A 12599-nucleotide genomic window follows, 5' to 3' on the forward strand; every position below is an offset into this window, starting at 1 on the left:
AATCTTTTGCCGTTTTTGGGCTCATTTCTGAAAACGAGGCCGAAAACGGAAATCTAAGCTTGCCTAAGAAGCAATTCTGATGTGGGACAAACCGGCGTTAGCGGCGGCTTCCTGGCGCTGGGCCGACAGTTGGCGCAGATACGGCACCAAGGTGCTGAGCTTGCAACGAACAGACAAAGGTGCTACAGTTTGCGGAAGGGTGATGGATTGCATGGTCTTATTGATTTGATAGTTAACAAGTTTTATCTGTTTTCTGTTTTTTCTGAAGTGCTTTTTCTGGGCTAGCTGGCCTGGCTGAACAAGTCCAGTTGGCTTCCCCATAGGCTGCCGCGGCTGCTCTTCTCCCCGAAAAGGATTCTTCTTCTGATGGTTTCTTCGTCCCATTCTCTCGTCTCCAAACTTCTGCCACCAGCGGTCATAAAATACTTCGCCCGTTTGAGCACTACCCCAATCTGGCGCAGATGCTCCCAGGTGAGGTGCGCAAAGCGGCGGGCCGCCACTATTTTCTGCGCAGATTTCAAACCCACGCCCGGAATGCGCTTAATCATCTCCAGTTCAGCCGTGTTCACTTCAACCGGAAACAAATGCCGGTTGCGCAATGCCCAAGCTAACTTCGGGTCAATCTGTAAGTCCAGCTGTGGATTCTGCTCGTCCAGCAGTTCATGCACGTCAAAACCGTAGAGGCGCACCAACCAATCGGCCTGGTACAATCTGTTTTCCCTGATGATGGGCGGCGTACTGATGATGGGCAGGCGGTTATCGCCAGACACGGGCACGTAACCCGAATAATACACGCGCTTCAGGCTATAGTCTTTGTACAGGCCATCGGCGAGGGTCAGAATCTGGCGATCAGTTTCGGGCGTAGCGCCTACAATCAATTGCGTGCTTTGCCCGGCGGGCGCGAACTTGGGCGTAGATTTGAACAGCTTTTTATCTTCTTTCACCAGCACCAGTTGGTCTTTGATGTTGCCCATGGGCGTGAGCACGTCTTTGAAGTTTTTCTCAGGGGCCAGGTGCTGCAGGCTCGCGTCAGAGGGCAACTCAATGTTCACGCTCAGGCGGTCGGCATACAGGCCGGCTTCCTGAATCAGTTCCTCAGAGGCGCCTGGTATGGTTTTAAGGTGGATGTACCCGTTGAAGTTGTGCTCCAGGCGCAGTTTCTTGGCCACGCGCACCAGGCGTTCCATAGTATAGTCGGCGTTCTTGAAAATGCCCGAGCTCAGGAACAGGCCTTCAATGTAGTTTCTGCGGTAGAAATTGATAGTTAAATCCACCACTTCCTGCACGGTAAAAGCGGCGCGTTTCACGTCATTACTCTTGCGCGATACGCAGTAGGCACAGTCAAAAATGCAGAAATTGGTGAGCAGAATCTTGAGCAGAGACACGCAGCGACCGTCCTCAGTGTAGCTGTGGCAAATGCCCATGCCCTCGGCGTTGCCCAGGCCTTTGTTCTCGTTTTTGCGTTTGCCGCCGCTAGAGGAACAAGACACGTCATACTTGGCAGAGTCTGCCAAAATACTTAGCTTTTCTATGAGAGTTGACTGCATTGGCTGTACACTATCTGGTTTTGAATGCGTTAGCAAGGTAGCACAGCCTGAACTAAAAAACTAATATATTTAGTATTTTTATCCACAGATTTACTAACAAAAATAGCATTTATCCACATTCTCTTGAATCAGAAGTTTTTGCCGTATTTTTAAAGGATGGAGTTCAAGGCATGGGGTCTTTGGTAGGCATGAATAGAAAGAAAAAGCGGCTGGCGCAATTGCTGTTGGCGTTGGTTTGCCTTTTGGGCAAGCTGGAAACCCATGCCCAGACAGACTCTACCCGCAGTGCCGCTCCCATTGCCGCCCCCGTGGTGAGCACGCCGCCAGACACCACAGATCCCAAACGCTTTCTGCAGTTCCTGCGGCGCATGAGTCAGCGCAAGACCATTTTTGGCCGCGTAGTGCGGGCCATGATTGTCTTTAAGCCCCGGCAGGCCAACCAACCCATAGACGCCGAACTGCTCCCCGAGGCCTACGCCCAGCATAATTACAAAATAGTCCGGAGCATTTATTACAAGCGGCTAGATGCGTTCGGGTTTTCTGTGACCGACACCATGCGCGTGCCAGACAACGTGGAGAAACTGGGGAACGGGTTGCACAGCCGCACCAAACGCGCCCGCATTAAAAACACGCTGCTTTTCAGGGAAGGAGAATTGCTGGAGCCGCTGGCTTTGTCTGAGTCTGAGCGTTTGCTAAGGCAGACAGCGTATATCTTAGACGCCCGCGTACTGGTCAATGACTCCACCTCCACGCAAGACAGCCTGGACATTACCGTCATCACCCGCGATGTGTTCAGCATCAGTGGTTCCGGTTCCATGAGCAGTTCTGGCACCCGCTTGTCGCTCCGCGAAATCAATTTCATGGGCATGGGCCACCAGGTGCGCACTACGTACCGGTTTGGGTTGAAAGAGCCGCAGACCTGGCAGTTCCAGGGGTCTTACTTTATTGAGAACTTGTCGCGCAGTTATATTTCGGCGGAGCTCTTTTACCAGAACACCTATTACTACAACCAGCAGAGCCTTAGCCTGCGCCGCGATTTCTTCTCTACTTCCACCAAGTATGCGGGCGGCGCCTCGGTGGGCTGGTACCAGACCATGCAACCAGATTATTACCTGCGTGACGAGGACCTGCCCGAAGGCTTTATCACGCACAGCCCCCTGGACTACAACATACAAGACGTCTGGCTGGGCCGCGCGTTCCAACTCAAATCCTATGACCTGTCACAGGACAATGCGGGGCAGTTTATCACCGCCATCAGGGCGCGCAGCGTGGCCTACACCCAGGGCAGCGGCCCCACCATTCAGAGCGCCCGTTTGTACCTGGCGGCGGTGGGCTACAGCTTCAGAAGATATTACAAAGATCAGTACTTGTTTGGGTTTGGTAGAACCGAGGATATTCCGGCGGGTACCTTGCTGGCGTTCACGGCTGGGTTTGAAGACGGCTCCCTTAAAAACCGACCGTACGTAGGCGTGAAAGGCGCATTCGGGCAATACCGTCCGTCTTTTGGCTACTTGTACGGCGGCCTGGAATACGGCACCTACCGCTATGACAACAGGTGGGAACAAGGCGTGTTCACGGCAGAGGCTTTGTACTTTACGCCCTTGCACCGCATGAACAACTGGCTGTTGCGCCATTTTCTCTGGAACCGCACCAACATTGGCCTGCGTCGCCCAGACCTGCTGGCGCTCAATATTAACCAGGACGAAGGCATACGCGGGTTCAATTCGCCCACGGTGCGGGGCTACCGCAAATTTGTGCTCAACTATGAATCCAACCTGTTCACGCCGCTCACGCTGTTCGGGTTTAGGTTAGCGCTCATTGGCTTCGCCGATGTGGCCTGGCTTACCAACGTGAACGAACGTTCCCCTTTCAAAGAGAAACCGTACACGGGCTTCGGCTTCGGGCTCCGTTTCCGGAACGAATACCTCACGTTCAACACCATTCAGTTTCTGCTGGGCTACTATCCCCGCCTCCCCGACGTGCCCGGCCAGCAGGACTTCAAGCTCTTCCAGACCACGCGGCGGTATTATGATTTCAATGACCTCCGGTTCACCCAGCCGTTGATTACCGAGTTCCGGTAGATTCCCGTTTTCGGGCTCAATTTGGGAAATGAGGGCGAAAACAGAAGTATTGTATGCGGCCTAGATCGCCTATTTACCTCTTATCTTATCGCTCCTAATCTAATAGCAATTTTAACTACCATTTCAGGTAAATCTACTTTTCTATACACGGTCGCTCCAGTTAAATATTGGTCACAATACAGACCTAATTCAGCATGCACAGTTTTTGCTAAAAAAAAAGGACTATAATTTACATTCTCAAGCATTGCAAGATGACAATTACTTTCTTCATCGATTACGCTAACCGGTAAGCATAATTCTGTTGCTAAAAATTTCAAGCCTTCATCTACTGTTTTACATTTATCATAAAGCATAAAATTCCCATTAAGATCGATATAAACTGTTTTATCATAATCTAAATATAGAAAAAACGACAGCTTTATATTGTCTACTGTTATATAAAATAATTCTTCTTTGTTTCAGTATATTAAATCGTAAAATGTATTAAAGTAGCTAATTATAACTCCGACCCGTTTTTGCCCTCATTTCCAGAAACGAGCCCGAAAACGGAAACTCAACCTTCGCAACCATACCAAACAAAAAAGGCTACCTCCAAACAGAGGTAGCCTTTTCAATAAATGAATACTTAGACTTACTTCACAGCCAGGGCATCTGTTACCAAATAGGTCAGGTTGTGGCGGTGCGCTTTGGTTTCCTCGTTGGCAGACACGGCGGTGGCCATTTTGCCTTTCAGGTTTTTGAGCGTGTAGCGGGCGGCGGCTTTGGTCACGTCGTCTGCCGGGGTTTTGGCGTCTGCCAAAAGTGCCAGTTGCTTCACATAGGCGGTCTGCAGGTACTGACGGTAGGTGTTCACGTTGCCGTTTAGGTCCGCATCAAAGATGGCTTTGGTCAGGTCGGCCATTACCTCAGCCAGGCTGTAGGGATTGCCGTACATGGAGCTGTTGGTGATGCGCTGCGTGGTGGTGGGGTGCAAGATGTGGGCCAAGGCAGAAACCCCTAAGCCGGTGTAAGAACCGCTCAGTTTGGGATCCTCGGTACCGGACATCAGGTTGAACCCGCGGCGCTGCATTTGCAGGTAAGGAATCAAGTAGGCATCAGCGGCGAAGGCGTCTGGCGCGAACACATTCTTGGCTAACACGGCCATGGCTCTTTTCTGCGTGGCTTCGGCTACTGGTGTGTAGGGCTTGTTGGCGCTGTTCTGGCCCACGAAGCTGCGGTCTACATACACCCCGCCAATGTAACGGCTTACGGCACTCACCATGCCAGAACGCTGACCGTTCAGCACGTTGTAACGGGCGCGCAGTTCGGCGTAGCCACGGCCATCTTTGCTGTATTTGTCTTTCAGTTTGGGCATGATGTTGTTCACCAGCGCAAAACGCTCCTGGGCATAGCCAATGGCGTCTGAGCTCATGTCGTTCACGTTCACGCGCGGGTCAATGGCCTTGCCCGGGGCACGCATGTCATCGGCGTCATTCCCGAAGGCCAGGTCTGGCTCAGTGCTGCGGCTCAACACTTTCTTGCTGAATGCTGCCTCGTCAGAAGCAGCTACCGGCGTGTAGCCGTACTCAATGGCCCACAGGTCATACGGTCCTGGCTTGGTGGTGTAATAATCGCCTTGCTTGCTTTTGTCTAGGCTGATGTTGATAGCCGGGTAGTCCATCACGCTGCCCATCAGGCCTTTTTTCTGGGTGATGGCCAGGTTGTGCACTTCAGAAGGCTTCAGCATCTGGCTGGCTTTCATGTTGTGGTTCAGGCCCAGCGTGTGGCCCATTTCGTGCAGCACCAAATAGTACAGGAATTGCTGGTGCATTTTCTTGATGTCGGCGGGCGCGGCCTCGGTGGCTTCCAGCGTGGTCAATCCGGCAGAATACTGGGCTTTGAGTTCATGCGCCATGGTGCAGGCAGTGTGGTTGGCGTGGTTCATGCCCGGGAACTGCAACTCGGCGGCGGTGGGGCCACTGAACAATTCATCTGAGATAGGCGTGGCGTTGCCGCTGTACCACTCAATTGTGATGTCTGAGCCTAAAATCTGACCGGTTCTCGGGTTCACGAAGCTGGGCCCAATGGCGCCGTACTGCGGGCTGGCCGAAGAAACCCACCGGATCACGTTGTACTTAATGTCACTTGGGTCCCAGTCCACTTGGTCTGGCATCATTTTCATGACCACGGCGTTTTTGAAACCGGCTTTCTCAAAAGCCTCGTTCCATTTTTCGCCGGCTACTTTAATAGTCTCTCTGAATTCTACGGGCGTGGTGTTTTCAATCCACCAGGTAATTGGCTCCACGGGCTCACTCAAAGCGGCCGTTGGGTCTTTCTTTACCAAATGCCAGCGGTTGATGATGTCACGATAATTGATGGCGTCTACGCTGGTGAGGTCGTTTACTTCCTGGGTGAAATAGCCTACGCGCGGGTCATCCATTCTTGGCCGGAAGTCGTTTTTAGGCATCTCAATGAAGCTGTGCTGCATGCGCACGCGGTTGTAGCGGGCGTCTGTGATGTCTTTGCCACCTTGGTTGTAAGGCGCGGGGTTGTCATAAGCCAGGTCTACCTGAATGTCTGTGTTACCGGCAAAAGATTTCACCTTGTGGTATTTAGACTTGGAGGCGTTGAGCGTGCCCAGGTTGAAGAACATGGTGGGCGGCGCGCCAATAGGAGCCAACGGCTTCACCGGGTCCATTTTCTCGCTCAGGAACAAGGCATCGGCACTGATTAAATAACCGTTGGCGTCTTCCACGGCCACTTTCTCAGACAGCATTACGGCCTCTGGCACGTCTACGCCGGCTGTTTTGCTCACCGCGTTGTTTTTGTCATAATAGAAGTTGGTGTTCACCTGCTGGAACTCCAGTTTATCAAAGGCCTTCACAATCTTGAACACGGCGGTGTTGCGGTGCATGCTTTGGTTCAGGAACAGGCTGGTAGGTCCGTTCAGCGCAAAGCTCTGGTACACAAACTCCTGGCCTAACTGGTCTTTGCGCACAAACAGCTGCACAGAACCGGTGAGGGTATCCTGGTAAATGGTGAAAAGGCCGTCAGATTTCTTGCTGGTCTTGGTCTTCTCCGCAACAGAGGCTTTTTTAGGTGCTTCTGGGGCAGCGGCGGCGGCCACCGGTTTATCGGCTTCTTTGCCTTTCTTTTTTTTCTTCTGTGCCTCTGCGTTAAAGCAGAGCAGCGGCAGGCTCACCAACAGAAGAGTGGCTACTTTTTTGTTCATTAGGGTTTAGGGTAAAGTATAAAATAAGATAGTTCTGATGAAAAAGGCAGAGAAGGAGAAACAGCAAAGGAGGGCATCACCAATTCTACTAGAAAGATAGGCAACAGATTTGTCATCTACAAAGCGGCCAAGCCTTAACGCCAACCTTAACAAAACTTTAACACAACATCATTTAGGAAAGAAAAGGAAAGTCCCGTTTTCGGGCTCATTTCCGGAAATGAGCCCGAAAACGGAAATGGCAAACACGTTCCAACCGTCTGGAGCCTTCCGCCTGGCCAACTCCAAAATTTCAATGGCCAGCAGGAACTCCGTTCCGGCGAACCAGCAGCATCGTTACCCTTGAAACTGCCGCCGTTTTCGGGCTCATTTCCAGAAACGAAGCCTAAAACGGAAATGCGCAGAAACTTTGCCTAACGGGTGATAGGTGCCGCGCCAATTCTCTACCTTTGTTTTAAATCCTAAAACTTGAACGGCATGCTGCACCTAGGCGATTACAACTACCTTGAGATTCTTCGTGACCTGGAGCACGGCCTGTACCTGGGTTCTGATGACGGCGATGTGCTCCTGCCCCGCAAGTACGTGCCCGCCGGCGTGCAGCCCGGCGACATGATTTCTGTGTTTGTGTACCGCGACTCTGAGGACAGATTAATTGCCACTACGCTGGAGCCCAAAGCCAAGGTGGACCAGTTTGCCTGCCTGCAAGTGCGCGACCTCACAGATTTTGGCGCGTTCATGGAGTGGGGCCTGGAGAAAGATTTATTCGTGCCGTACAAAAACCAGCATGAACCCCTGCACGTGGGCCAGTGGGCTTTGGTGTACGTGTACTTAGACGAAAACTCAGACCGCCTGGTGGGCGCCACCAAACTGGCCCCCTATCTTAATTATGATGCCATGCCGCCCCAGGAAGGCGACGAAGTGAACATTTTAATAGGCCCGGAGAAAGCGCTGGGTTACCAGGTGATGGTGAACAACGGTTTCCTGGGCATGCTCTACCGCAATGAAGTGTTCAGAAAGCTGGAGCCCGGTGAGCTGACCAAAGGCTTCGTGAAGAAAGTGCGCGAAGACAACCGCCTGGACGTGAGCCTGCAGAAACAGGGCTATGACGAAGTGGAACAAGCCGCCGAAAATATTCTGGCACGCCTCCAAGCCGAAGGCGGCCAACTGCCCCTTTCAGACAAAAGCGCCCCAGAGGAAATCTACCGCCAGCTGGCTATGAGCAAAAAGACCTTTAAAAAAGCCATTGGCGCCTTATATAAACGCGGCGACGTGCAACTGTTCCCAGACCACCTTAGTCTTTCACAGAAAGACTAAACCCGCACCTCAAGCCCGCCCACCCTACATGCGAACCCTTTTCTTGCTGCTTGCCCTTTCTGTAAGCATTTCTGGGCTCAGGGCTCAGTCAGAAACACCTGTCAAAAAACAAACCGGGGCGGTGAGAACGGCCACGCCGCCAAAACTAGACGGCCTTCCCAACGAGGAAATGTGGCAATTGGCACCCGCCGCCGTTGACTTCATCCAAAGCAATCCGGCCAACGGCTCACCCGCCCGGCAGCGCACCGAGGTACGCGTGTTGTATGACGATGAAGCCGTGTACATTGGCGCCATGCTCTTTGACACCGCCCCAGACTCCATTCTCTCGCAACTCAGCCAGCGCGACGGCGGGCAGGTGAACGCAGATATGTTCGGGGTTTATTTAGACACTTACCAAGACAAGCAGAACGCGTTTGGGTTTGAGATTTCCACCTCCGGCGTGCAAACCGATTTTAAACTCACCAGCAACGGCGATGAACGCTCCTGGGATGCCGTGTGGCAAAGCAGCGTGGCGCGGCACCCGCAAGGCTGGGCCGTGGAACTGAGAATTCCCTATTCCGCCATAAGATTTCCCAAACAAGACGTGCAAACCTGGGGCATCAACTTCTGGCGGGGCACGCGCCGCTACCGCGAAGACGCCTTCTGGAATTTCATTGACAGTTCCAAGCAGGGCTTCGTGAACCAGTTTGGCGAAATCACGGGCATCAGTGGCCTCAAAGCGCCGCTTCGGTTATCCTTAATGCCCTACATTTCTGGCTACGCCAATCATTACCCCGAAAACCAGCCCGGCAAGAAGAACCTCACCACCACGCTCAACGGCGGCATGGACATTAAATACGGCATCAATGACGCCTTCACCCTGGACATGACCCTGGTCCCGGACTTTGGGCAAGCGCAGTCAGATGCACGGGTGCTCAACCTGTCGCCGTTTGAAGTCAGGTTTAACGAAAACCGCCAGTTTTTCACCGAAGGAACGGAGCTGTTCAACAAAGCGGGCCTTTTTTATTCCCGAAGGATTGGCGGCGCGCCTATTCAGGGCGTCAACCTGGGCAATTACACTGAAGGAACTACTATTTTGGAGAACCCAGAGAAAACCAACCTGGTCAACGCCACCAAGATTTCGGGCCGGACTAATAAGGGCCTGGGCATTGGTTTGTTCAACGCCGTGACCCGCAACACCTACGCCACGCTGCAAACCCCCGAAGGCGAGAAATTTGAGGTACTCACCGACCCTATCACCAATTACAGCGTGCTGGTGCTGGACCAAAGCTTGCCGTACGGGTCATTTGTCACGTTCACCAACACCAACGTAACCCGCGGGGCCGGTTTTTACAACGCCAACGTGACCGGTTTAATGACAAGGCTCGCCAACAAGAAAAACAGCTATGCCCTGAACCTGCGCGGCAATCTGAGCCAGCGCTACAACAAAGGTGAAGTAGCCCCAGACGGCGAGAAAGTGGAATTGGGCCATGCCTATTATGCCAACTTCGGGAAAACCAGCGGCAATTTTCAGTTCACCGTGGCGCACAGCGCCGAAAACCACACCTATGACATTGATGACCTGGGTTACCTGAGCAACAACAACAACATCCAGAATTCGGCCAACGTGCGGTACAACATTTACAAGCCCTTCTGGAAACTCAACAACATGTACAATACCCTGGGCGTGCAGCAGCGCATGCTTTACAAACCGTGGGCTTATAGAGAGGTGGTGTATTTCCTGGAGAGCAACGTTACTACCAAAAACTTCATCTCCCTGGGCACCACCCTGGCCTGGCTTCCTCTGGACAACTACAATTACTTTGAGCCCAGGTCTTACCAAGACGGTGTGCCCAACCGCAAGTTCAGGACACCCAGCGGCTGGGAAATCAGCGGGTACCTGTCCTCAGATTACCGCAAGAAATTTGCGTTTGACATTAACAGCGGCATTTTTCGGTCTGCTGAGTATGACCAGCGCACCACCTGGATTAGCATTAGCCCCCGCGTGCGCGTAAACGACCACCTGCAGTTTGTGTACCGCCTGAACTACAACCTGGACTACCGCAACTTTGGGTATGCCGCCCGGTCTGGCCAAGATATTGTGTTTGGCGTGCGTGACGTGAACACGGTGAACAACACGCTCAGCGGCACCTATATTTTCAACGCCCGCACGGCGCTCAACGTGAACATGCGCCATTATTGGTCTACCTACACGTTCCATGACTATTTTCTGCTGCTGGAAGACGGCAACCTGCAGGCACTGGACTTCAAACCCGCCCCGGGTTTTACCAACAGCCGCAATTTCAACGCCTTTAACATTGACCTGGTGTACAGCTGGCGGTTTGCGCCCGGCAGTGAGCTGAGCATTGTCTGGAAAAACGCCATTGACAGTGACCTCTTCCCCACGGAGCGCAACAACTACCAACGCAACTTCCAGAACATTCTGCAGGCCAAACAATTGAATAGCTTCTCCGTTAAGGTTCTGTACTACCTGGACTACCAGGTGCTCAGACGTGCCTTAAAATCTTAAGCTATTCATTCTATGGTCTCCTCTAAAGTTGCGCTGATTGCCGGTGCCAGTGGGTTAGTGGGCAACCACTGCCTGCACCTGCTGCTGCAAAGCCACCGCTACCACAAAGTCATCTCCGTAGGCCGAAAGCAGCTGGACGTAAAGCACCCCAAACTGCAGCAACTGGTAGTGGATTTTGACCACCTGGAAAAGCACCGCCACAGCCTGGTAGCCGATGACGTGTTCTGCTGCCTGGGTACCACCATCAAGCAGGCGGGCTCCAAAGAAAACTTCAGAAAGGTAGATTACTCCTACGTGGTCAACCTGGCTAAAATCACCGCCACACACTTCGCCACACAGTTTTTTGTAGTCTCAGCCATGGGCGCAGACCCAGAGGCCGGCGTGTTCTACAACCGCGTGAAAGGCGAAATGGAACAAGCCGTAAAAGCCCTGCCCTTCACTGCCGTGCATATTTTTCAGCCTTCGTTGCTGCTAGGTGAGCGTGAGGAATTCAGGTTAGGCGAAAAAGTGGCCAGCGGGTTTGCCAAAACTTTCGGGTTTGTGTTCAGCGGGCCGCTCAGGAAATACAAAGCCATTGAAGCCCGCACCGTGGCCAAAGCCATGCTGGAAGCCGCCAAACAAGACGGCGGCGGCGTACTGGTCCATTCCAATGAGCAAATGCACCAATTGAATGATTGATTGTGAATTCCCGTTTTCGGCTCCGTTTCCAGAAATGAGCCCGAAAACGGTAAGTTTCTACAGTAAAATTCCGAGCCAAGCAATCTCCCAACAGAAAAGCGCAGTCCCTTCTCCCTCTGGGAGAAGGTTAGGATGAGGGTGATTTCTTTCTCTGTCGCGAGTCTCAAAACTTGTGCTTGGGGATAAAGCGAGTCTCCAGACCCGCCGGGTACCACAAATAATAGGAATCTGGAAACTGGCGCCCGCACAAAACCCTACTTTTAGAAAATACACCCTCACCCTAGCCCTCTCCCAGAGGGAGAGGGGATTTTCTGGATACGTTTTAGGCTCCTTTTCCAGAAATGAGCCCGAAAACGGAAAGTTTCAACCCGCACCATTCGCAGTCCGTAGAGGCAGTACCAACCCCCAACAATGCTTTATGGATTCTGCCCAGCACCGCATTAAACACCATTTCCCCAGAAGTACCCAGTATGACCCCACGTGGGTGCGCGAGCATTCTATGGGTGAAAACGTGCTCTTCAATTTGGAAAGCATCACGTCTTTATTGCCACTCAAGAAAGGCCTGCGCGTGCTGGATTTGGGCTGCGGAAAAGCGGCCAGTTCCATCTTTCTGGCTCAGGAATATGAAGTACAGGTGTGGGCCGTGGATGAGGCTATTTCGGCCACGGCCAATTACAAGCGCGTGCTGGACGAAGGCCTTGAAAACCAGGTGTTCCCGCTGCAGGCTAATGCCCGTTCTTTGCCTTTCCCGGAGGAATTCTTCGACGTGGTGCTGGTCATCGACTCCTACACCTATTTTGGCACCGATGACAAGTACCTGCCCTACATCTGCCATTTTATAAAACCTGAAGGCTACATTGGCATTGTGGACGTCTGTTTCAAGGAGGAAATTGAGACCATTGACCAGGTGCCGGACTTTCTGCGCGAGGATTTTCAGGAATATTGGTATTACATCCATTCGGTGGCCTGGTGGCGAAAATTGTGGGAGAAAACCGGTTTGGTGCACATCACGGAGGCCAGCCTGCTGCCCGCCGCCGATTTGATACGCGAACACTACGTGAAGGACTTTGAGGAGCACGGGCAAAAAAAAGACCCTTTCGCGCGGGCGCTCAAAAAAGACAACCAGCAGACTATCAGTTTCTTCAGGATGATTGGCCAGCGCACCAGCAAAGAAGCCTACCTACAGTCTTACAAAAAAGCCTAAATTGCAGCCGCAAGCACGTTTCAACCGGAACCGTGCCACGCAAAAACACACCCGCGCC

The 12599-nt window shown here is 52.5% G+C and carries 9 protein-coding genes; 5 read left to right on the plus strand and 4 right to left on the minus strand.

Annotation, left to right across the window (positions count from 1 at the left end):
* Nucleotides 1-63: 63 nt before the first annotated feature.
* Nucleotides 64-213: a hypothetical protein gene (locus tag IMY23_RS09980; RefSeq protein WP_192821942.1), complete on the minus strand. Its 150-nt coding sequence runs from the start codon at nt 211-213 to the stop codon at nt 64-66.
* Between the two features lie 68 nt (nt 214-281).
* A complete protein-coding gene (locus tag IMY23_RS09985; RefSeq protein WP_192821943.1) occupies nt 282-1547 on the minus strand; it encodes a putative DNA modification/repair radical SAM protein in 1266 nt (421 codons plus the stop codon).
* Nucleotides 1548-1735: 188 nt separating this feature from the next.
* Between IMY23_RS09985 and IMY23_RS09990 the strand changes: the two genes are divergently transcribed.
* On the plus strand, nt 1736-3628 hold the full coding sequence (locus tag IMY23_RS09990; RefSeq protein WP_192821944.1) for a hypothetical protein: 1893 nt from the start codon (nt 1736-1738) through the stop codon (nt 3626-3628).
* 80 nt (nt 3629-3708) lie between these two features.
* Here IMY23_RS09990 and IMY23_RS09995 read toward each other — a convergent pair whose 3' ends face one another.
* Both IMY23_RS09995 and IMY23_RS10000 read right to left on the minus strand, forming a co-directional pair.
* Complete coding sequence (locus IMY23_RS09995; RefSeq protein WP_192821945.1) at nt 3709-3981, minus strand: hypothetical protein; 273 nt, start codon at nt 3979-3981, stop codon at nt 3709-3711.
* A 278-nt stretch (nt 3982-4259) separates the two neighbouring features.
* Nucleotides 4260-6839: a zinc-dependent metalloprotease gene (locus IMY23_RS10000; RefSeq protein ID WP_192821946.1), complete on the minus strand. Its 2580-nt coding sequence runs from the start codon at nt 6837-6839 to the stop codon at nt 4260-4262.
* A gap of 474 nt (nt 6840-7313) precedes the next feature.
* On the opposite strand from IMY23_RS10000, the gene IMY23_RS10005 reads away from it, so the two are divergent.
* The 4 genes from IMY23_RS10005 to IMY23_RS10020 all read left to right on the plus strand — a co-directional run bounded on the left by IMY23_RS10005 (nt 7314) and on the right by IMY23_RS10020 (nt 12541).
* Nucleotides 7314-8150 (plus strand): S1 RNA-binding domain-containing protein, encoded by an 837-nt coding sequence (locus tag IMY23_RS10005; RefSeq protein ID WP_192821947.1) that lies wholly within the window; start codon nt 7314-7316, stop codon nt 8148-8150.
* A 28-nt stretch (nt 8151-8178) separates the two neighbouring features.
* Nucleotides 8179-10659, plus strand: coding sequence for a DUF5916 domain-containing protein (locus tag IMY23_RS10010; RefSeq protein ID WP_192821948.1), 2481 nt, complete (start codon nt 8179-8181; stop codon nt 10657-10659).
* A 12-nt stretch (nt 10660-10671) separates the two neighbouring features.
* On the plus strand, nt 10672-11337 hold the full coding sequence (locus IMY23_RS10015) for an oxidoreductase (protein ID WP_192821949.1): 666 nt from the start codon (nt 10672-10674) through the stop codon (nt 11335-11337).
* Nucleotides 11338-11755: 418 nt separating this feature from the next.
* Nucleotides 11756-12541, plus strand: coding sequence for a cyclopropane-fatty-acyl-phospholipid synthase family protein (locus IMY23_RS10020; protein ID WP_192821950.1), 786 nt, complete (start codon nt 11756-11758; stop codon nt 12539-12541).
* Nucleotides 12542-12599: the final 58 nt, after the last annotated feature.

Source organism: Rufibacter sp. LB8, from assembly GCF_014876185.1.
GTDB lineage: Bacteria > Bacteroidota > Bacteroidia > Cytophagales > Hymenobacteraceae > Nibribacter.

Excerpts from the sequence above, each read along its gene's own strand:
- IMY23_RS09980 (WP_192821942.1), bottom strand. The coding sequence starts at position 213 with ATGCAATCCATCACCCTTCCGCAAACTGTAGCACCTTTGTCTGTTCGT.
- IMY23_RS10015 (WP_192821949.1), top strand. The coding sequence starts at position 10,672 with ATGGTCTCCTCTAAAGTTGCGCTGATTGCCGGTGCCAGTGGGTTAGTG.
- IMY23_RS10000 (WP_192821946.1), bottom strand. The coding sequence starts at position 6,839 with ATGAACAAAAAAGTAGCCACTCTTCTGTTGGTGAGCCTGCCGCTGCTC.
- IMY23_RS09995 (WP_192821945.1), bottom strand. The coding sequence starts at position 3,981 with ATGCTTTATGATAAATGTAAAACAGTAGATGAAGGCTTGAAATTTTTA.
- IMY23_RS10005 (WP_192821947.1), top strand. The coding sequence starts at position 7,314 with ATGCTGCACCTAGGCGATTACAACTACCTTGAGATTCTTCGTGACCTG.
- IMY23_RS09985 (WP_192821943.1), bottom strand. The coding sequence starts at position 1,547 with ATGCAGTCAACTCTCATAGAAAAGCTAAGTATTTTGGCAGACTCTGCC.
- IMY23_RS10020 (WP_192821950.1), top strand. The coding sequence starts at position 11,756 with ATGGATTCTGCCCAGCACCGCATTAAACACCATTTCCCCAGAAGTACC.
- IMY23_RS10010 (WP_192821948.1), top strand. The coding sequence starts at position 8,179 with ATGCGAACCCTTTTCTTGCTGCTTGCCCTTTCTGTAAGCATTTCTGGG.
- IMY23_RS09990 (WP_192821944.1), top strand. The coding sequence starts at position 1,736 with ATGAATAGAAAGAAAAAGCGGCTGGCGCAATTGCTGTTGGCGTTGGTT.